The 18796-nt window shown below is 42.8% G+C and carries 27 protein-coding genes and 1 tRNA gene; 25 read left to right on the forward strand and 3 right to left on the reverse strand.

Annotated features, from left to right (window positions below):
• Positions 1–178: 178 nt before the first annotated feature.
• The 3 genes from DWX43_RS10295 to DWX43_RS10305 all read right to left on the reverse strand — a co-directional run bounded on the left by DWX43_RS10295 (position 179) and on the right by DWX43_RS10305 (position 2754).
• Positions 179–868 (reverse strand): hypothetical protein, encoded by a 690-nt coding sequence (locus tag DWX43_RS10295; RefSeq protein ID WP_243099287.1) that lies wholly within the window; start codon positions 866–868, stop codon positions 179–181.
• A 71-nt stretch (positions 869–939) separates the two neighbouring features.
• The gene (locus DWX43_RS10300) at positions 940–1527 is read right to left on the reverse strand and encodes a TetR/AcrR family transcriptional regulator (RefSeq protein ID WP_118620271.1); all 588 of its coding nucleotides are present in this window, start codon (positions 1525–1527) and stop codon (positions 940–942) included.
• A 189-nt stretch (positions 1528–1716) separates the two neighbouring features.
• Positions 1717–2754 (reverse strand): proline racemase family protein, encoded by a 1038-nt coding sequence (locus DWX43_RS10305; protein ID WP_109732249.1) that lies wholly within the window; start codon positions 2752–2754, stop codon positions 1717–1719.
• A 324-nt stretch (positions 2755–3078) separates the two neighbouring features.
• On the opposite strand from DWX43_RS10305, the gene DWX43_RS10310 reads away from it, so the two are divergent.
• The 25 genes from DWX43_RS10310 to rplR all read left to right on the forward strand — a co-directional run bounded on the left by DWX43_RS10310 (position 3079) and on the right by rplR (position 18794).
• Positions 3079–3176 (forward strand) — tRNA-Sec (locus tag DWX43_RS10310).
• Positions 3177–3375: 199 nt separating this feature from the next.
• Positions 3376–4701 carry a proline reductase-associated electron transfer protein PrdC gene (gene prdC, locus DWX43_RS10315; protein ID WP_109732250.1) on the forward strand — a complete coding sequence of 442 codons (1326 nt, stop codon included), beginning with the start codon at positions 3376–3378 and terminating at the stop codon, positions 4699–4701.
• Between the two features lie 186 nt (positions 4702–4887).
• Positions 4888–6744 (forward strand): D-proline reductase (dithiol) proprotein PrdA, encoded by a 1857-nt coding sequence (prdA, locus tag DWX43_RS10320; RefSeq protein WP_109732251.1) that lies wholly within the window; start codon positions 4888–4890, stop codon positions 6742–6744.
• Position 6745: 1 nt separating this feature from the next.
• A complete protein-coding gene (locus DWX43_RS10325; protein ID WP_109732252.1) occupies positions 6746–7045 on the forward strand; it encodes a CBO2463/CBO2479 domain-containing protein in 300 nt (99 codons plus the stop codon).
• Positions 7042–7767, forward strand: a complete 726-nt coding sequence (gene prdB / locus DWX43_RS10330) for a D-proline reductase (dithiol) protein PrdB (RefSeq protein ID WP_109732253.1) — start codon at positions 7042–7044, stop codon at positions 7765–7767. Before DWX43_RS10325 ends, prdB begins: the two co-directional genes overlap by 4 nt.
• Positions 7768–8022: 255 nt before the next feature.
• Positions 8023–8784 carry a proline reductase cluster protein PrdD gene (gene prdD / locus DWX43_RS10335; RefSeq protein WP_118620233.1) on the forward strand — a complete coding sequence of 254 codons (762 nt, stop codon included), beginning with the start codon at positions 8023–8025 and terminating at the stop codon, positions 8782–8784.
• A gap of 18 nt (positions 8785–8802) precedes the next feature.
• Positions 8803–9282, forward strand: coding sequence for a glycine/sarcosine/betaine reductase component B subunit (locus DWX43_RS10340; protein WP_109732255.1), 480 nt, complete (start codon positions 8803–8805; stop codon positions 9280–9282).
• 904 nt (positions 9283–10186) lie between these two features.
• A complete protein-coding gene (rpsJ, locus tag DWX43_RS10345) occupies positions 10187–10504 on the forward strand; it encodes a 30S ribosomal protein S10 (protein WP_087150377.1) in 318 nt (105 codons plus the stop codon).
• 67 nt (positions 10505–10571) lie between these two features.
• Complete coding sequence (rplC, locus tag DWX43_RS10350) at positions 10572–11255, forward strand: 50S ribosomal protein L3 (RefSeq protein ID WP_109732256.1); 684 nt, start codon at positions 10572–10574, stop codon at positions 11253–11255.
• Between the two features lie 31 nt (positions 11256–11286).
• Entirely contained in the window at positions 11287–11907 is a 621-nt protein-coding gene (gene rplD, locus DWX43_RS10355) for a 50S ribosomal protein L4 (RefSeq protein ID WP_109732257.1), read from the forward strand.
• A complete protein-coding gene (gene rplW / locus DWX43_RS10360) occupies positions 11907–12206 on the forward strand; it encodes a 50S ribosomal protein L23 (RefSeq protein ID WP_109732258.1) in 300 nt (99 codons plus the stop codon). The genes rplD and rplW overlap by 1 nt, the downstream gene beginning before the upstream one ends.
• 102 nt (positions 12207–12308) lie before the next feature.
• Complete coding sequence (gene rplB, locus DWX43_RS10365; RefSeq protein WP_118620234.1) at positions 12309–13151, forward strand: 50S ribosomal protein L2; 843 nt, start codon at positions 12309–12311, stop codon at positions 13149–13151.
• A gap of 26 nt (positions 13152–13177) precedes the next feature.
• On the forward strand, positions 13178–13459 hold the full coding sequence (rpsS, locus tag DWX43_RS10370) for a 30S ribosomal protein S19 (RefSeq protein ID WP_109732260.1): 282 nt from the start codon (positions 13178–13180) through the stop codon (positions 13457–13459).
• A gap of 30 nt (positions 13460–13489) precedes the next feature.
• Positions 13490–13876, forward strand: coding sequence for a 50S ribosomal protein L22 (gene rplV, locus DWX43_RS10375; protein ID WP_109732261.1), 387 nt, complete (start codon positions 13490–13492; stop codon positions 13874–13876).
• A gap of 14 nt (positions 13877–13890) precedes the next feature.
• A complete protein-coding gene (rpsC, locus tag DWX43_RS10380; protein ID WP_109732262.1) occupies positions 13891–14547 on the forward strand; it encodes a 30S ribosomal protein S3 in 657 nt (218 codons plus the stop codon).
• Complete coding sequence (gene rplP, locus DWX43_RS10385) at positions 14547–14984, forward strand: 50S ribosomal protein L16 (protein ID WP_109732263.1); 438 nt, start codon at positions 14547–14549, stop codon at positions 14982–14984. Before rpsC ends, rplP begins: the two co-directional genes overlap by 1 nt.
• On the forward strand, positions 14974–15174 hold the full coding sequence (gene rpmC / locus DWX43_RS10390) for a 50S ribosomal protein L29 (RefSeq protein ID WP_109732264.1): 201 nt from the start codon (positions 14974–14976) through the stop codon (positions 15172–15174). Before rplP ends, rpmC begins: the two co-directional genes overlap by 11 nt.
• Positions 15175–15350: 176 nt before the next feature.
• A complete protein-coding gene (gene rpsQ, locus DWX43_RS10395) occupies positions 15351–15608 on the forward strand; it encodes a 30S ribosomal protein S17 (protein WP_109732265.1) in 258 nt (85 codons plus the stop codon).
• Positions 15609–15701: 93 nt separating this feature from the next.
• Positions 15702–16070 carry a 50S ribosomal protein L14 gene (rplN, locus tag DWX43_RS10400; protein WP_009001867.1) on the forward strand — a complete coding sequence of 123 codons (369 nt, stop codon included), beginning with the start codon at positions 15702–15704 and terminating at the stop codon, positions 16068–16070.
• Positions 16071–16083: 13 nt separating this feature from the next.
• Positions 16084–16395: a 50S ribosomal protein L24 gene (gene rplX, locus DWX43_RS10405; protein WP_109732266.1), complete on the forward strand. Its 312-nt coding sequence runs from the start codon at positions 16084–16086 to the stop codon at positions 16393–16395.
• A gap of 24 nt (positions 16396–16419) precedes the next feature.
• Complete coding sequence (gene rplE / locus DWX43_RS10410) at positions 16420–16959, forward strand: 50S ribosomal protein L5 (protein WP_118620235.1); 540 nt, start codon at positions 16420–16422, stop codon at positions 16957–16959.
• 13 nt (positions 16960–16972) lie between these two features.
• Positions 16973–17158, forward strand: a complete 186-nt coding sequence (locus tag DWX43_RS10415) for a type Z 30S ribosomal protein S14 (RefSeq protein WP_109732268.1) — start codon at positions 16973–16975, stop codon at positions 17156–17158.
• Between the two features lie 128 nt (positions 17159–17286).
• On the forward strand, positions 17287–17688 hold the full coding sequence (gene rpsH, locus DWX43_RS10420) for a 30S ribosomal protein S8 (RefSeq protein ID WP_109732269.1): 402 nt from the start codon (positions 17287–17289) through the stop codon (positions 17686–17688).
• Between the two features lie 177 nt (positions 17689–17865).
• A complete protein-coding gene (rplF, locus tag DWX43_RS10425) occupies positions 17866–18408 on the forward strand; it encodes a 50S ribosomal protein L6 (RefSeq protein ID WP_118620236.1) in 543 nt (180 codons plus the stop codon).
• A 17-nt stretch (positions 18409–18425) separates the two neighbouring features.
• Positions 18426–18794 carry a 50S ribosomal protein L18 gene (rplR, locus tag DWX43_RS10430; protein ID WP_109732271.1) on the forward strand — a complete coding sequence of 123 codons (369 nt, stop codon included), beginning with the start codon at positions 18426–18428 and terminating at the stop codon, positions 18792–18794.
• Positions 18795–18796: the final 2 nt, after the last annotated feature.

Here is an 18796-nt window from a genome sequence, read left to right on the forward strand (position 1 = left end):
CGTTCACTACCTTGTATAACAATATTCTTAACTATATTGTATCACAAGGTAGAAGAAATGCAAGGGAAGATTGATGATTTGAAAGAATAAAATAAGCCCGCCGTACAGCCGGAAATGTTGTACGGTGGGCTTTTGTTAAAACATATGGGAACTATAGAACGAATGTATATATGATATTCTACTTATCTTTGGGATTCTTCCATACCCAGAAAGCAGCCAGTATACCCGCTATGTAAAGGATATTAACGAGTATGGACGGATTGTCCCTGAGCAGATAGATAACAGCAACAATGGCAGCAAGGCCCAGTGTCATCTCAAAAGCTTTCAGAATACGTTTTTCCTTAATATTCTTAGCCTCCTGCTGCAACTCACTGCGCCGCTGTTCAAGCTTAAGATATTCCATCAGGTTTTCCTCGCTGATGCGGGAAAGAATCCATTTATCCCGGAAAAATTCTTTATCGTCCCTCTTGAAATGAAAGCGCTTCTTCTCAGGAATATCTTCATTTAGAAAATCATCCTCTGGCTCCGGTTTGATACGTGAAGCAGCCTTTTGTGCAGTCTTTCCTGCAAAATCGGCAGCTTTTTCCGTATATGCAGAGGCTTTATCCGCAATATCAGAAGCTTTTTGGACAACCTTTGCAGCAGCCCCTTCGGCAGGTGTGGCAGTTTCTGCTATATTAACGGAAGGATCCTGAGCCTCTTCAGAAACCTCGGCGGTATTCACGGCAGCCGGTTCTTCGGAATTAAAAGGAACAATATTCGAAGCATCTGCATTAGTCGGAGTAACGGCATCCTCACCGGCTGTTACAGTGCCTTCAGCAGTTGATTTAACAGTTTCATCTTTTACAAGTGTAGATTCTTCAGACACAGATAATACCTCCATTAAGATTTTTCTTAATCATATCAGTTTTTGTCGAAAAACACAATGATTTGCAGCTATCATATTCCTTTTTCAAAATTATCCAGTACATGCGGCAGTAACTTGTCACTATAAGCGGAAAGCGAATATTTACCCTCACACAGTGCCCAGTCATACAAGAGCGCACGCTCATACATGGTGTAGATTTTCACAAGCCCGTCAACAGTAGAAGTCCGGCTGAATTCCCCGGTATCTATCCCTGCCGCTATGATCTCTGTAATCAGCTGAAAATAATAACGGTCATCATCCAGTAGTGACCGGTTATCTTTAGTTACAAGCTGGGAGGAATATAAGGATGCAAGCAGGTTCATGTCGATGCTCGTCTCAATCATATAGAATAATTCGTGGTTCAGCAGTAACAGCTTGTCTCTGGAAGAAAGTGACTGGTCCAGAGTATTGTTGATTTCTTCATATTTCTGGTCGAACAGATCAGATAAAGTAGAAAGAAGGGCATCTTTCCCCTTAAAATAGTGGTAAAAGGTTCCCTTGGATGTCTTTGACAACTTAATAATGTCTTCGACGGTAGTATTGTCGTAACCGTTTTTATAAAATAAATTCCAGGCAGCCTTTACAATTCTGCTTTTGGTTGTCTGTTTTTTACGTGGCATAATACCCTCACTTCCTTGTAAATGCGCAGCTGTCAGGATATGTGAATAATAACTGAGAGGCTGCATACAGTTGTTTCTTTTTAGCTTGTATTATAGTATAGCATAAGTTGGAGTCCGCTACAAACAAAAAGAGGAAAATGAAGATTTCCCCTTCATTTTCCCCTTATATATAAGGACTAGGACTGTTTCTTATTTTCCTCTGGATACTTTGAAACCGTATCTGAGCGGATCATCCGGATCGATTACATAAGTTGACTCTCCTGTGATATAGGCGCTTCCTGTAATTTGAGGAATGACTGCTTTGAATTCCCCTACTGTTGCTTCTTCCTTTATAACGCCTTTGAACTGGGAACCGATAAAGCTTTCGTATACGAAAGGCTCTCCGATCTTTATCTGGCCGCGGGAGTAAAGTGTTGCCAGCTTTGCACTTGTTCCTGTTCCGCACGGTGAACGGTCAGCCATGTAATCACCGAAAATAACTACGTTGCGGTAGTCACATCCGTCAGTTTTTGTATGGCAGTAAAGCTCAGCCAGGTCTACGGTAGTGATGTCAAGTTCAGGATGCTTAATCTCTACTTCTTTATTAACTTGTTCAATGACCTTCATTCCGAAATTGGTTAATTCAGGAATAGACTCTTTGTTAACTGTCCAGCCCATCTGCTCGATATCTACGAGGGCGAAGAAACTTCCGCCGAATGCAATATCGTATTTTACTTCTTTGCCGTCGACAACGGTCGTCAGATTTTCTTTATATAAGAAAGCAGGCACATTTGTCAAGGTTACGTTCAGAACCTTTCCATTCTTAACTTCTGCCTTTACACGAATAAGTCCGGCCGGAGCGTCTAATACTACTTCTGTATACGGTTCAACAGCAGGAACGAGTCCGGCTTCGATCAGAGCCGTTGTTGTTCCGATCGTCCCATGTCCGCACATGTTCAGATATTCACCCGTATCCATGAAGATAACACCGAAGTCTGCTTCCGGATTAACAGGCTCTGTAACGAGTGCACCAAACATATCATGATGGCCGCGCGGTTCGAACATGAGTGCCTGACGGTATTTATCATAGTTTTTTGCAAGGTACTGCTTGCGTTCCATCATGGAGTCCCCTTTTAACTCAGGAAATCCTGACATAATAATACGGGTGAACTCTCCGACAGTGTGTGTGTCGATTGCCTTAAATGATGCTTCGAATGCATCCAGGTTAATTTTGGGATTGTAATTCATTACTTTTCCTCCTAATTGGTAGTTTATAGAACTTGTCTATAAGCGATTTAATAACAGGAATAAAATAACCTATTATATAGAAAGTATCCTGCAAAATACGGAGCCCAAATTGATAAAAAATCGACGAATAGACCGCGTTCTAGTACGAAGTTCAGTTTATATTAATTATTATGTACGAAAACCCTTGAAAAGTCAACGATTATTTGTTAATATAAAAAACAGATAAAGTAAAAAATAAAATATCAAATTGAATGTGTAATTTTGATAATTTGATATCCGCGGCTAAAGTGACAACGGCCCGGAAAGCTTGGAAAAACTGAATATGGGGGTAGAAGGGTAACTGGTGTGCCTCCTGGTCTTCAAAACCAGTGTTGGGCGTTAGGAGCGTCCTGGGTGGGTTCGATTCCCACATGCCTCCGCCAAAAATCAGATTTGTGAGATTAATTTCACAAACTTACTATATATAAGGAGCAGCGTATGCTGCCTTTTGTTTGAAAAAATATTGTAAAAGCTGGTCGGGCAGAGATAAAACAGCCTGCAGAAGCATGGCAGATGCCGTGTGTCAGCCGCTTTACTTATAGAAAAGATAAATAATATATAATCTAAAAGGAGAAACAGGTCATGGGAAAGTTACAGTTTTTGCTAAGACAGCATGTAGGTGCTCCATGTGAGCCGGTTGTGAAAGCCGGGGACAAAGTGGAGAAGGGAACACTGATTGCCGTCCCGAATGGACTGGGAGCCAACATTTTTTCCAGTGTCTATGGAAGTGTCGAGTCTGTTCTTGAAGACAGAATCGTCATTGTTCCGGATGAGGAACAGAAGGATGCGTTTGTACAGATCCATGAAGGCAGCCCGCTGGAGATGGTGAAGGAAGCCGGAGTGGTCGGAATGGGCGGGGCCGGATTCCCGACAGGCGTCAAACTGGGGACAGATTTAAAAGGTGGTTACATTCTTGTGAATGCGGTTGAGTGTGAACCGGGACTGTACCATAATATCCGTCAGATTGAAGAGAATATGGAGATGACTCTCAAAGGTGTAAAATATTGTATGGAAATCTCCAATGCTGCAAAAGCTATTTTTGCAATCAAGGCTAAGAATAAAAAAGCGGTAGATACTATCCGTGAAGCGATTAAAGGAGAGGAAAATATCTCTATCCACCTGCTTCCGGATATTTATCCAATGGGCGAGGAACGTGCGGTTGTAAGAGAGACTCTCGGAAAGCTGCTTGATCCTACACAGCTTCCGTCAGCAGCGGATTCGGTTGTGATTAATGTAGAGACAGTACTGCGTGTTGCAGAAGCGATAGAACTGAGAAAGCCATGCTATAGCAAGAACCTGACGGTCATTGGCAAGTTAAACGGCGGGAACCAGCCGCATGTTTATATGGATGTTCCGGTAGGGACAAGCGTGGAGGATATGATTGAATGTTCCGGTGGAATTGATGGTGTGTATGGGGAAATCATCATGGGCGGACCATTTACAGGAAAGGCAGTTGCGATGGATGCACCGGTTACAAAGACGACCGGGGGTATTATTGTAACAATAGATTTACCGGACCTGCACGGCGCACCGGTAGGGCTTCTTGTCTGCGCATGCGGTGGAAATGAAGAGCGTATGCGTGATATCTGCGAAAAGATGCATGGAGAGGTTGTATCTGTAGCAAGATGTAAGCAGGCGATTGAGATGAAAAACGGGACACTGAAATGTGAGAATCCGGGCAACTGTCCGGGACAGGCCCAGAAGTGTCTGCAGTTTAAGAAGGACGGTGCCGAATATATTATCATCGGCAACTGCTCTGATTGTTCCAATACAGTTATGGGATCTGCACCTAAGATGAAACTGAAAGTGTTCCATCAGACAGACCATATTATGAGGACAATTAATCATCCATTATATAGAAGATTAACAGTTTCTAAGCAGGTGGACCAGCTTCCGGACGGCCGGTAAGACTGAGAGCCCTGTTGGAAAATAGATATTTCCCGGGGAGTTGATATCCGGGAAGGTGTTTACAATGTTACTATATGGAACCGGCGGATACGTCAGTCCATATACAGTGCCGCACAAGTGTGTGTGCCTGCCTGAAGGACCAGCACAGCGGTCCTTGGGATATAAGATAAAAGGAGGAAAGAAAGTATGTCAATTACAGCTGAAACAGCGAAAGAACATGCGAAGGATCCTGCGGTGCTTTGCTGCAGGGCAGAAGAAGGCATAACAATTCAGGCATCCAACCTGGAAGATCCTGCCATTTTTGATGATCTGGTAGATTCAGGACTTTTGGACCTGGAAGGTGCATTGACGATCGAACAGGTATTAGGCGCAAAGCTTACAAAGACCTGTGATTCTCTGTGTCCTTTAACAGCGGATGTTGTAGAAGGTGCCAAGGTGATTGAAGAACCAGCTAAAGAGGAAGCACCTGCTGCAGAAGAAGCTCCGGAAGTTATCGCACCGCCGGCGCCGCCAGTACCACCATCTGCACCGGGCGGAGTGCTGAAGATTCATATTGGGGAAGGTAAGGATATTGATATAGAGCTTCCTGTAGGAATTGCAGGGGGAGCTGCACCGGTTCCGGCACCGCCGGTACCTGTACCGCCAGTTGTGGCACCAGTTCCGTCACCAGCTGCTGAAGAGAAGGTTGTCAGGACTCTTACAAGAAAGCATTATAACATTACGGAAGTAAAGCGCGGACCGGAGACAAAGATCGAAGGAACAACACTGTACATCCGTGAGGGAATTGAAAAAGACTGCATCGATTCTCAGGAACTGGTTTACGACCTGAAGATCGATATTATCACACCAGAAGATTACCACACATATTCAGAGACAATCATGGACGTACAGCCGATCGCCTGCAAAGAAGGTGAAGATGAAATCGGAAGCGGTACAACAAGAGTACTGGACGGCGTGATCATGATGGTTACAGGTACAGATGCAAATGGAGTGCAGATTGGGGAATTCGGCTCTTCAGAAGGCTATCTGGATGAGAATATCATGTGGAACCGTCCGGGAGCACCTGACAAAGGTGAAATCTTCATCAAGACTCAGGTAACGATTAAAGAGGGAACTAACATGGAAAGACCGGGCCCTCTTGCAGCTCATACGGCTACAGACCACATTACACAGGAGATCAGAGAGGCGTTAAAAGCATTGGAGGACGACTCACTGGTTGTTGATACACAGACATTTAACCAGATCAGAAGACCGGGTAAGAAAAAAGTTGTTATTGTAAAAGAAATCATGGGACAAGGTGCTATGCATGATAACCTGATTCTCCCGGTAGAACCGGTCGGCGTACTTGGGGCAAAGCCGAATGTTGATCTTGGCAACGTACCTGTCTGCGTATCTCCGTTAGAGGTGCTGGATGGATGTATCCACGCTTTGACCTGTATCGGACCTGCATCAAAGGAGATGTCCAGACATTACTGGAGAGAGCCGCTCGTACTTGAGGCGCTTCATGATACAGAAGTGGATCTTTGCGGTGTCATCTTCGTTGGAAGCCCGCAGATCAACGCAGAGAAATTCTATGTTTCAAAACGCGTTGGTATGATGGTAGAGATGATGGATGCTGATGGGGCATTCGTTACTACAGAAGGCTTCGGTAACAACCATATTGATTTTGCTAGTCATCACGAGCAGATCGGAATGCGCGGAATCCCTGTTGTTGGTATGTCTTTCTGCGCAGTTCAGGGGGCTCTGGTCGTTGGTAACAAATACATGACCAATATGGTTGATAACAATAAATCTGAATCTGGTATTGAGAACGAAGTACTCGCATGCAACACACTTTGCCACGAAGACGCAGTCAGGGCTCTTGCAATGCTGAAGAATGCAATGTCAGGCGAAGAGGTTAAGACAGCAGAGAGAAAATGGAATCCAAACGTAAAAGCGACAAACGTTGAGCTGATTTCAAATGTAACAGGAAAACCTGTTGAGCTTGTAAAAAATGAGCAGTCTCTGCCAATGAGCCAGAAGAGAAAAGAGAAATACGACTAAGATGAAAGAATTAATGTATGGTGATAAGATTATACGTATGGAAGGGGTTATTGTAGAGATTCATGACGGCTGTGTCGGAATTGACCTGAAGGGCCGGCTTGGATACTTAAAGATACCTATGAGGATGCTGATTACAGATTATCCTCTGGTCGTGGGACAGGAAGTGGCATGGAACATGAGTTTTGTGGAACAGCTTGGACCGGAAGCCAATGAGAAATACGTGAGTAATCTGGACACATATAACAGACGCCAGGAAGAAATGCGTAAAGCGAACGCAGAAACCAAGGAGGTAGAAGAATGAGCTTGACAACCACAAAAGGTTTACAGTCAGAAATTTACGTTCCGATTACTCCTCCGGCAGTTTGGACACCTGTAACAAAAGAGTTAAAGGATATGTCCATCGCCCTTGCAACAGCAGCCGGGGTACACTGCAAGAGTCAGGACAGATTCAATCTGGCAGGTGACTCTACATGGAGAAAGATAACGAACGATACACCATCAAGTGAATTGATGGTATCCCACGGTGGATATGATAACGGTGATGTGAACAAAGACATCAACTGTATGTTCCCGATAGACAGAATCCACGAACTGGCAGCAGAAGGATTCATCAGATCCTGTGCACCGGTACATGCCGGGTTCATGGGTGGCGGTGGAAACCAGGAGAAATTCAAAAACGAAACAGGACCTGCAATTGCACAGATGTTCAAAGAAGAAGATGTAGATGCAGTCATCCTGACCGCTGGCTGAGGCACCTGCCACCGCTCTGCAGTTTTGGTGCAGAGAGCAATTGAAGAAGCTGGAATACCGACAATCATTATTGCAGCTCTTCCTCCGGTCGTTCGTCAGACCGGTACACCACGCGCCGTAGCTCCGTTAGTACCGATGGGTGCCAACGCAGGTGCGCCGAATGATGTAGAAATGCAGACAGCAATTGTAAAAGCAACACTTGAACAGCTCATCAAGATCGAGACACCGGGCAAGATAGTACCGCTGCCGTACGAATATGTAGCAAAAGTGTAACTGCTTAGTACAGGACTGTGCATTTACTGCACGGTCCGTGCGAAAACGTTGGACTGTCAGGAGCAAGCCCCATCGCCAAAGGCGATTTTTATGGGCTTGCGGTGTAACTGTTCATGGTTCTGAACAGTTACACAAAAGTGTAATATACAGACACAAAAAGGGGCATTCCGGTGGAATTGTCCCTTTTTTGTCACACAACTCAGAAAACGAACCTCAAAGGGGTCTGACCCCTTTGAGAATTTGGAGGTGATTTGTATGTCAGAAAAGGATCTGCGCCGTCTGGTTATCAAGGCATTTCATATGGACCGGGTCATGGAGGGCGAGGAAAACCGGATAACTCCGGATGGACTTATGACCATAAATAAAGGATGTGCTGCGAAGATGATTGAAGCGGAACCCCTGATTGAGAATGTCGGGATCAGGGTGATACCGCCGGGCGGGCATGATTGTTGGACGAATACGATTATGGATATTATCCCGGTTTCGACAAAGGTGCTGGGGAAGCTGGGAGAAGGGATTACTCATACCCTGACAGGTGTCTATGTTGTTTTGACAGGAGTGGATACGGAAGGAAAACAGACACATGAGTTTGGGTCTTCGGAAGGTGTGCTGCGGGATAAGCTTTATCTGAACCGGGCGGGGACTCCTTCGGGGGAGGATTACATCATTTCTTTCGATGTAACTTTGAAAGCGGGCATGGGACAGGAACGGCCAGGGCCGATGGCGGCACACCGGGCCTGTGACAGATTTATCCAGATTTTCAGGGAGCAGCTTAAGAAGATGAAAGGGGATTTGTGCACAGAACGGCATGAATATCACGATGTGGTCCGCGAAGGCGGGAAAAAAGTAGTCATTATAAAGCAGGTGGCTGGGCAGGGGGCTATGTATGATACGTGGCTGTTCCCGAAGGAGCCGTCGGGAGTAGAAGGCGGACATTCGATTATTGATATGAAAAATATGCCTTTGGTTCTGACACCCAATGAATACCGGGACGGAATGATACGTTCTATGCAGTAAGAATAGGAGGAATGTAAGATGGGAATAGGGCCTTCAACGAAAGAAACAACGCTTCACCATTTTCGCGACCCCCTTCTGGATGTTGTGGCATCGGATGAAGACATAGACCTACTGGGCGTGATTATAGTGGGGACCCCGGATGATAATGAAGAAAAGATGCTCGTCGGAACGCGCGCCGCGGTTATGGCTGAGTGTATGCGTGCCGACGGGGCAATTCTGTCATCTGATGGATGGGGAAACAGCGATGTAGATTTTGCAAACACGTGTGAACAGCTCGGAATCCGTGGTATTCCGGTTACGGGTTTGAAATTCAGCGGTGTAAACGGCGGCTTTGTTGTACAGAATAATTATCTTTCTGGAATAAAGGATACGAATAAAAGCGAAGAGGGTATCGAGACATGTGTGGTTGGAGAAAATAATATCACAGAGCTGGATGCAAGAAAAGTGACGGCTATGCTGAAGCTAAAGATGAGACAGCATGAAAGAAAGGATGTATAGGAAAAGACTGGCTATTTAAAAAGCGAAAAGCACGACCGTGGTCGTGCTTTTCGCTTTTGGTATGTCATTGAGAGGTTTTTCCTCGTTGCCTTGCAGTTTGTATCATATACAAATCTGGGGAATGTCCTACAATGAGGATGTATATATTAATTGGAGTTTACCAGCGCAGGACAGTTCTTGGGGGAAACTGTCGGCGATGGCATAACTGCAACAGCAACCATAAGTATGGTCTGGTTATCTGCATAGCAGAATGATAACTTGAATCCGGACAGCTCAGGAAGTATAAAATCATATGCTGAGGCTTTTTTATAAAAAGGCGCTTTCCGAATCTGGGGAAACCGCCTTTAGTCGCTGTCCTGTAAGTTGCTTACACTATATCACTTTACCACGGTGATGTCAAGCGCATAAAAATAATTTTTTGGACTTTTATGTCAGTTAAGCATAAAAACATTGCAATTTCTATAGAAACAGCGTTATACTTTTCTGGCAGGATAATGGAAAAGAAGAGTATTTTAAAGAGTTTCTTCTATATAAATATGTTTTGAAAATATGAATAATGAGTGGGATTTTCTAAAATATAGATTGTACGAAAAAAAATACAAAAAATATTAAAAACCACTTGAAATATATGGATGAATCCGTTATACTGAAAAAGCTGTGGCATGATAGCGATGAAGTGTGAGGTTGCTGCCGATTGCAAAGAGCAAGATGGCAGGTTTTCCACGGAGCGAATGTCAAGTTAGGAAACTGACGACAAGTCACTGTACGAATCACAACTGATTACTGATTATCAAAGATAAGAGGTATGAAACAACGTGTGAGTTTCTCGCGACACACACGGGAGAGTGTACAGTCACCGCTTGTCGTACTAAAGCAAAAGTACGAAAAGGAGGCGACTTTTTTTATGGCAAGTCAAGTAATGAGAATCACATTGAAGGCATATGATCACCAGCTGGTTGATGCATCTGCAAAGAAAATCATCGAAACTGTAAAAAAGAACGGATCACAAGTGAGTGGACCAGTGCCACTTCCGACTAAGAAGGAAGTAGTTACAATCTTAAGAGCTGTACACAAGTACAAAGACTCCAGAGAGCAGTTCGAACAGAGGACTCATAAGAGACTCATCGATATCATTACACCAACACAGAAGACTGTGGACGCATTATCCAGACTGGAAATGCCGGCCGGTGTTTACATTGATATCAAAATGAAAAGCAAATAAACAGTATTCCTAAAATTTAGGATGAGCGCATAACGCGTTCCGCTGTAAATCACAGGAGGTAATTATAATGAAGAAAGCTATCTTAGCTACTAAAGTCGGAATGACTCAAATCTTCAACGAAGATGGAGTATTGACTCCGGTAACTGTACTTCAGGCTGGACCATGTGTAGTAACACAGATCAAGACAGAAGAAAATGACGGTTACAATGCTGTTCAGGTTGGTTTTGCTGACAAGAAAGAAAAGATTGTCACAAAAGACAAGAGCGGCAAAAAAGAGATCGCACACAGAAATGGTGTGACGAGAGCTGAAAAAGGACACTTTGACAAAGCAGGTGTTTCAGGCAAAAGATATGTAAAAGAATTTAGATTTGACAATGCACAGGAGTATACACTGGCTCAGGAAATCAAAGCTGATATCTTTGAAGCAGGAGATAAGATCGACGCTACTGCAGTATCAAAGGGTAAAGGTTTCCAGGGTGCAATCAAGCGTCACAACCAGAGCAGAGGACCTATGACTCACGGTTCTAAGTTCCACCGTCACGCTGGTTCTAACGGTTCTGCTTCAGATCCGAGTAAAGTATTCAAGGGCAAGAAGATGCCTGGTCAGATGGGTAACAAGAAAATAACAGTTCAGAATCTTGAAATTGTAAGAGTTGATGCTGAAAACAATCTGCTTTTAGTAAAAGGCTCTGTACCGGGACCGAAGAAGAGTCTCGTGACAATCAAAGAAACTGTAAAGGCTGCTAACTAGTCTGACTGACGAAGAAAGGAGGAACACACAGATGGCAAACGTATCTGTTTATAATATCGAAGGTAAAGAAGTTGGTACAATCGATTTGAACGATGCCGTATTTGGTGTTGATGTGAATGAACACTTAGTACACATGGCAGTTGTAAGCCAGCTCGCAAATAATCGCCAGGGAACACAGAAAGCAAAAACACGTTCTGAAGTTTCCGGAGGTGGAAGAAAACCATGGAGACAAAAAGGAACAGGTCATGCAAGACAGGGTTCTACAAGATCTCCTCAGTGGACAGGCGGTGGAGTTGTATTTGCTCCGGTACCGAGAGACTACTCTTTCAAAATGAACAAAAAAGAGAAGAGAGCAGCTCTGAAATCTGCTCTGACTTCCAGAGTAGAAGAACAGAAGTTCATCGTAATCGACGAATTAAAGTTCGATGAAATCAAGACAAAGAAATTCCAGGAAGTATTAAACAACCTGAATGTAAACAAAGCACTGGTTGTTCTGGAAGATGACAACAAAAACGTGGAAATTTCTGCAAGAAATATCGCAAACGTAAAGACAGCTCATACAAATACAATCAACGTATTTGATATCTTAAAATACAACACAGTAATCACTACAAAAGCTGGTGTTGCAAGTATTGAGGAGGTGTACGCATAATGGCTAACGTTCAATATTATGATGTAATCCTTAAACCAGTAGTAACTGAGAAAACAATGGAGCTGATGGCAGATAAGAAATATACTTTCTTAGTCCACACAGAAGCAACTAAGTCTCAGGTTAAAGAAGCTGTTGAAAAAATGTTCGCAGGAACAAAAGTAAAAAGCGTAAATACTATGAATCTTGATGGTAAGACAAAGAGACGTGGTATGACTTACGGAAAGACAGCTAAGACAAAGAAAGCCATCGTTCAGTTAACAGATGACAGTGCAGATATCGAGATTTTCGAAGGTCTGTAAGATGGCACTATAGCCGCGAAGCGCGGGGAAACCCGTAAAGCGGCCCATATACGCATAAAAGCGTGACAACAAATAAATCGGTAAACGAAAGGAGAGAAAGTAATGGGAATCAAAACATATAACCCATATACACCTTCCAGAAGACAGATGACTGGTTCTGATTTCTCTGAAATCACAAAGACTACTCCTGAGAAATCCTTACTGGATTCCAAGAGCAGAAAAGCTGGTCGTAATAATCAGGGTAAAATTACAGTTAGACACCGCGGGGGCGGAGCTAAGAAAAAATATAGAATCGTCGATTTCAAGAGAAAGAAAGACGGTATTCCGGCAACAGTAATCGGTATCGAATACGATCCGAACAGATCCGCTAACATCGCACTGATCAGCTATGCTGACGGCGAGAAGGCTTACATCCTTGCTCCGGAAGGATTAAAGGACGGAATGAAAATCATGAACGGACCAGAAGCAGAAGTAAGAGTAGGAAACTGCCTGCCTCTTTCTGAGATTCCGGTCGGAACACAGATCCATAACATCGAATTATATCCTGGAAAAGGCGGACAGCTTGTTCGTTCAGCAGGTAACAGCGCACAGCTGATGGCTAAAGAAGGAAAGTATGCAACACTCAGACTTCCATCTGGTGAGATGAGAATGGTTCCAATCATTTGCAGAGCATCTGTTGGTGTCGTAGGAAACGGAGAGCACAACCTGATCAACGTTGGTAAAGCAGGACGTAAGCGTCACATGGGTATCAGACCTACAGTACGTGGTTCCGTTATGAACCCGAACGACCATCCACATGGTGGTGGTGAAGGTAAGACAGGTATCGGACGTCCAGGTCCATGTACACCTTGGGGTAAACCGGCACTCGGTCTTAAGACACGTAAGAAAAACAAAGCTTCTAACAAGTTAATCGTAAGAAGAAGAGATGGAAAAGCAATTAAATAATTCAGTTTACAAGGAGGTTAGAACCTATGGCTCGCTCACTTAAAAAAGGACCATTTGCAGACGAAAGCTTACTGAAAAAAGTAGACGCTATGAACGCTGCAGGTGATAAATCAGTTATTAAGACATGGTCACGTCGTTCTACAATCTTCCCGTCATTCATTGGACACACATTTGCTGTCCATGACGGAAGAAAACATGTGCCTGTATATGTTACAGAAGATATGGTTGGACATAAACTCGGAGAGTTCGTAGCAACCAGAACATACAGAGGACACGGAAAAGACGACAAGAAGTCAAAAGTTAGATAATAGCAAGATATTCGAAAGGAGGGCTTATCAATGGCAAAAGGACATAGATCCCAAATCAAGAGAGAAAGAAATGAACAGAAAGATACAAGACCGTCAGCTAAGATTTCTTACGCAAGAGTATCAGTTCAGAAGGCTTGCTTCGTATTGGATGCCATCAGAGGTAAGGACGTACAGACAGCACTTGGTATTTTAGCTTACAATCCAAGATATGCTTCTAGTATTATAGAGAAATTATTAAAATCAGCGATCGCAAATGCTGAGAATAACAACGGTATGAATGTTGAGAACCTTTATATTGAAGAATGCTACGCAAACAAGGGACCAACAATGAAGAGAATCAGACCAAGAGCACAGGGCAGAGCTTATAGAATCGAGAAGAGAATGAGCCACATCACAATCGTGCTTAATGAAAGATAATAAGGAGGGCAATAATGGGACAGAAAGTTAATCCTCATGGCTTAAGAGTCGGCGTTATCAAAGACTGGGATTCCAAATGGTATGCAGAAAAAGATTTCGCAGACAACCTGGTAGAAGACCATGAAATCAGAAAATTCCTTAAAAAGAAATTATACAGCGCAGGTGTTTCAAGAATCGAAATCGAAAGAGCATCTGACCGCGTTAAGATCATCATCTATACAGCTAAGCCTGGTGTAGTAATCGGAAAAGGCGGTTCTGAGATCGAAAAAGTGAAAGCTGAATTAAAGCAGTTCACAGACAAGAAGCTGATTGTTGATATTAAAGAAATCAAGAGACCTGACAAAGATGCTCAGTTAGTAGCTGAGAACATTGCTCAGCAGCTTGAAAACCGTATTTCATTCAGACGTGCTATGAAATCCTGCATGTCAAGAACAATGAAATCAGGTGCACTCGGAGTTAAGACATCTGTATCAGGACGTCTTGGTGGTGCTGATATGGCTCGTACAGAATTCTACAGCGAGGGTACTATCCCGCTTCAGACACTGAGAGCTGACATTGATTATGGATTCGCAGAAGCTGACACAACTTACGGAAAAGTCGGTGTAAAGGTTTGGATTTACAAAGGTGAAGTTCTTCCGACTAAAGCAGATAAGGAAGGGAGCGATAAATAATGTTAATGCCAAAAAGAGTTAAACGTCGTAAACAATTCCGTGGTAATATGAAAGGAAAAGCCTTAAGAGGAAATACCATTTCATACGGAGAGTACGGTATTATTGCAACAGAACCATGCTGGATTCGTTCTAACCAGATCGAGGCAGCCCGTGTTGCTATGACACGTTATATCAAGCGTGGTGGTAAAGTTTGGATCAAAATTTTCCCAGACAAACCGGTAACAGCTAAACCAGCAGAAACTCGTATGGGTAGTGGAAAAGGAACATTGGAGTACTGGGTTGCAGTCGTTAAGCCAGGCCGTGTAATGTTTGAAATTGCAGGAGTACCTGAGGAAACAGCTAGAGAGGCACTTCGTCTTGCAATGCATAAGTTACCTTGCAAATGCAAAATCGTTTCTCGCGCAGACTTAGAAGGCGGTGATAACAGTGAAAATTAATACATTTGTACAAGAATTAAGAGGAAAATCTGTAGAAGAATTAAATGAAGAATTAGTAGCTGCTAAGAAGGAACTTTTTAACTTAAGGTTCCAGAATGCAACTAATCAGTTAGATAATACAAGCAGAATCAAAGAAGTAAGAAAGAATATCGCTCGTATCCAGACAGCGATAACAGAAGCAAGCCGATAGTGTTTAGTGAGGTTTCTCACGAACTTAGCACGTAGGCTGTTCTTGGCTGATAGTGATTAGTGAGGTTATTTACGAACTTAGCACGCAGGCCGTTCTTTGAGATTAGCGAAGTCTTTTCGAGCTTAGCGAAAAGAACTTCATTATGTATATATAAACATCCTGAAAGGAGTAAAACTGTGGAAGAAAGAAATCTTAGAAAAACCCGTACAGGCAAGGTTGTCAGTGACAAAATGGACAAAACAATCGTTGTCGCAGTTGAAGACCACGTTAAGCATCCACTTTATAAGAAGATCGTAAAAAGAACTTATAAACTGAAAGCTCATGATGAGAAAAATGAGTGTAACGTTGGAGATACAGTAAAAGTTATGGAAACAAGACCATTATCTAAGGATAAGAGATGGAGACTTGTAGAAGTTATGGAAAAAGCAAAATAATATGCCCGCATTATGTTGGACACTTTGTCCATAAAGCAGGTTTATGTTGGACATAAGTTCAATAAGCGTATAATTTGAAGGAGGTTTACCTGCATGATACAACAAGAAAGTAGACTTAAAGTAGCAGACAACACAGGTGCTAAAGAGTTACTGTGTATCCGTGTACTTGGCGGTTCTACAAGAAGATATGCCAATATCGGAGATGTGATCGTTGCGACTGTTAAAGATGCAACACCAGGCGGCGTTGTAAAAAAAGGTGACGTTGTGAAAGCTGTAGTTGTCCGTACTGTTAAAGGCGCACGTCGTAAAGACGGTTCCTATATCAGATTCGACGAAAATGCTGCTGTTATTATAAAAGACGATATGAACCCACGTGGAACACGTATTTTTGGACCAGTAGCCAGAGAGCTCAGAGACAAGAAGTTTATGAAGATTGTTTCTTTAGCTCCGGAAGTACTGTAGGGAGGTGCCGAGAATGTCAACTATGAAGATCAAAAAAGGTGACACTGTTAAAGTGATCGCTGGTAAAGATAAAGACAAAGAAGGCAAAGTAATTGCTGTTAATAAAAAAGACGGAAAAGTCCTGGTTGAAGGCGTTAACATGCTGACAAAGCATACAAAACCAAGCGCTGCTAACCAGAATGGCGGTATCATCCATCAGGAAGGACCAATCGATATTTCCAATGTAATGTATGTACACAAAGGAACAGCTACAAGAATTGGTTTCAAGATGGATGGAGATAAGAAAGTACGTTTTGCTAAATCAACAGGCGACGTAATTGATTAATTCAAGGAAGGAGGTCCTTTAACTTTGAGTAGACTGAAAGAAACATACCAGAATGAGATCGTTGACGCAATGATCAAAAAATTTGGATATAAAAATATTATGGAAGTGCCGAAACTTGATAAAGTTGTTATCAACATGGGTGTAGGCGAAGCGAAAGACAATGCGAAAGTATTAGAGTCAGCAGTCGCTGATCTTGAGAAGATTTCAGGACAGAAAGCAGTTCTTACAAAGGCTAAGAACTCTGTCGCAAACTTCAAAATCAGAGAAGGCATGGCTATCGGATGTAAAGTTACTTTAAGAGGAGAAAGAATGTATGAATTCGTTGATCGCCTGATCAACCTTGCATTGCCTCGTGTACGTGACTTCAGAGGTGTTAACCCGAACGCATTCGACGGAAGAGGTAACTACGCTCTTGGTATCAAGGAGCAGCTGATTTTCCCTGAAATCGAGTACGATAAAGTAGATAAAGTCAGAGGTATGGATGTAATTTTTGTTACAACAGCTAAGACTGACGAAGAAGCTCGTGAATTATTGACTCAGTTCAATATGCCATTCACTAAGTAAAGGAGGGAAATTCATGGCTAAGACATCAATGAAAATCAAACAGCAGCGTGATGCAAAATATTCTACAAGAGAATATAACCGCTGCAGAATCTGCGGACGTCCACATGGATATTTAAGAAAATATGGAATCTGCCGTATTTGCTTCCGTGAACTGGCATACAAAGGACAAATCCCAGGTGTAAGAAAAGCAAGCTGGTAGGCATAATTTTCTTAGCGCGCGCAAAGCGCACACTTAGAAAATTAGCCGTTCTTCGGGCTTTATGCACGAAGAACATCCTTACAAAAAGGAAGCTGTCAACTTTAAAAGAAATAGGAGGTCAATAATCAATGACTATGAGTGATCCAATCGCAGATATGCTTACAAGAATCCGTAATGCAAATACTGCTAAACATGATACAGTTGATGTTCCTGCATCAAAGATGAAGATGGCGATTGCTGAGATTCTTTTCAATGAAGGTTATATTGCAAAATATGACATCGTTGAAGACGGAAACTTCAAGACAATCCACATCACTTTGAAATACGGTGCAGATAAGAACGAAAAAGTTATTTCCGGTCTGAAGAGAATCTCAAAGCCAGGACTTCGTGTATACGCTAACAGCGAAGACATCCCGAGAGTACTGGGCGGACTTGGAACAGCAATCATTTCTACAAACAAAGGTGTAATCACAGACAAAGATGCCAGAAAGCTCAACGTAGGCGGAGAGGTTCTTTGCTTCGTTTGGTAAACCGAAAGCAACTTAGTGAATCCAAGCGCTTGCGCGCCGGATGAACTTAGTGCGAGGTTGTTCTTTTACTTTAGCGAGGTTTTTTCGAGCTTAAGAAAAAGAACTTCCATACAACGAAACTGAAAACAGAGAAGCCTTCGCAGCTTCTCCGAGAATTTAAGTTATAGGAGGTACGGTATGTCACGTATAGGAAGACTGCCAATTGCAATCCCGGCAGGTGTTACTGTTGATATTGCAGAGAATAATGTAGTGACTGTAAAAGGTCCTAAAGGAACTCTTTCAAAAGAGCTTCCGACAGAGATGGAAATCAAAAAAGAAGGCGAAGAAATTATCGTCACAAGACCGAATGACCTGAAGAGAATGAAATCTTTACACGGTCTGACAAGAACACTGATCAACAACATGGTTGTTGGTGTAACAGACGGATACCAGAAGGTTCTGGAAGTTAACGGTGTTGGTTACAGAGCAGCAAAAGCAGGAAACAAATTGACATTAAGCTTAGGATACTCTCATCCAGTTGAGATGACTGATCCGGAAGGTGTTGAGACCGTTCTGGAAGGTCAGAATAAAATTACTGTCAAAGGTATCGATAAAGAAAAAGTAGGCCAATACGCAGCTGAAATCAGAGACAAGAGAAGACCGGAGCCATACAAAGGCAAGGGTATTAAGTATGCTGATGAAGTAATCAGACGTAAAGTTGGTAAGACTGGTAAGAAATAATTAAGGAGAGTGTGAAAATGGTTAGTAAGAAATCTAGAAGCGAAGTTCGTAGAAAAAAACACATGAAATTACGTAACCGTTTCAGCGGTACTGCTGAAAGACCACGTTTAGCTGTGTTTAGAAGTAATAATCATATGTATGCTCAGATTATTGACGATACAGTTGGAACTACACTTGTTTCAGCTTCCACTCTTCAGAAAGACGTGAAAGCAGAATTAGAGAAAACCAACAACGTTGATGCAGCAGCATATTTAGGAAAAGTTATTGCCAAAAAGGCAGAAGAAAAAGGTATCACAGATGTTGTCTTTGACAGAGGCGGCTTTATATACCAGGGTAAAATCAAAGCATTAGCAGACGCAGCCAGAGAAGCTGGGCTGAATTTCTAAGA

This window comes from Clostridium sp. AF19-22AC, assembly GCF_003479085.1.
In the GTDB taxonomy this organism is placed as follows: Bacteria; Bacillota; Clostridia; order Lachnospirales; family Lachnospiraceae; genus Faecalicatena_A; species Faecalicatena_A orotica.

Bases quoted from the DNA above. Each gene is read 5' to 3' on its own strand.
- rpsH (WP_109732269.1), top strand. From the start codon at position 17,287: ATGACTATGAGTGATCCAATCGCAGATATGCTTACAAGAATCCGTAAT.
- rpsS (WP_109732260.1), top strand. From the start codon at position 13,178: ATGGCTCGCTCACTTAAAAAAGGACCATTTGCAGACGAAAGCTTACTG.
- rpsC (WP_109732262.1), top strand. From the start codon at position 13,891: ATGGGACAGAAAGTTAATCCTCATGGCTTAAGAGTCGGCGTTATCAAA.
- DWX43_RS10300 (WP_118620271.1), bottom strand. From the start codon at position 1,527: ATGCCACGTAAAAAACAGACAACCAAAAGCAGAATTGTAAAGGCTGCC.
- prdA (WP_109732251.1), top strand. From the start codon at position 4,888: ATGTCAATTACAGCTGAAACAGCGAAAGAACATGCGAAGGATCCTGCG.
- DWX43_RS10415 (WP_109732268.1), top strand. From the start codon at position 16,973: ATGGCTAAGACATCAATGAAAATCAAACAGCAGCGTGATGCAAAATAT.
- rplF (WP_118620236.1), top strand. From the start codon at position 17,866: ATGTCACGTATAGGAAGACTGCCAATTGCAATCCCGGCAGGTGTTACT.
- rplR (WP_109732271.1), top strand. From the start codon at position 18,426: ATGGTTAGTAAGAAATCTAGAAGCGAAGTTCGTAGAAAAAAACACATG.
- prdC (WP_109732250.1), top strand. From the start codon at position 3,376: ATGGGAAAGTTACAGTTTTTGCTAAGACAGCATGTAGGTGCTCCATGT.
- DWX43_RS10325 (WP_109732252.1), top strand. From the start codon at position 6,746: ATGAAAGAATTAATGTATGGTGATAAGATTATACGTATGGAAGGGGTT.
- rplX (WP_109732266.1), top strand. From the start codon at position 16,084: ATGTCAACTATGAAGATCAAAAAAGGTGACACTGTTAAAGTGATCGCT.
- prdD (WP_118620233.1), top strand. From the start codon at position 8,023: ATGTCAGAAAAGGATCTGCGCCGTCTGGTTATCAAGGCATTTCATATG.
- rplW (WP_109732258.1), top strand. From the start codon at position 11,907: ATGGCTAACGTTCAATATTATGATGTAATCCTTAAACCAGTAGTAACT.
- rplC (WP_109732256.1), top strand. From the start codon at position 10,572: ATGAAGAAAGCTATCTTAGCTACTAAAGTCGGAATGACTCAAATCTTC.
- DWX43_RS10305 (WP_109732249.1), bottom strand. From the start codon at position 2,754: ATGAATTACAATCCCAAAATTAACCTGGATGCATTCGAAGCATCATTT.
- DWX43_RS10340 (WP_109732255.1), top strand. From the start codon at position 8,803: ATGGGAATAGGGCCTTCAACGAAAGAAACAACGCTTCACCATTTTCGC.
- rplP (WP_109732263.1), top strand. From the start codon at position 14,547: ATGTTAATGCCAAAAAGAGTTAAACGTCGTAAACAATTCCGTGGTAAT.
- rplB (WP_118620234.1), top strand. From the start codon at position 12,309: ATGGGAATCAAAACATATAACCCATATACACCTTCCAGAAGACAGATG.
- rplD (WP_109732257.1), top strand. From the start codon at position 11,287: ATGGCAAACGTATCTGTTTATAATATCGAAGGTAAAGAAGTTGGTACA.
- rpsJ (WP_087150377.1), top strand. From the start codon at position 10,187: ATGGCAAGTCAAGTAATGAGAATCACATTGAAGGCATATGATCACCAG.
- rplV (WP_109732261.1), top strand. From the start codon at position 13,490: ATGGCAAAAGGACATAGATCCCAAATCAAGAGAGAAAGAAATGAACAG.
- rplN (WP_009001867.1), top strand. From the start codon at position 15,702: ATGATACAACAAGAAAGTAGACTTAAAGTAGCAGACAACACAGGTGCT.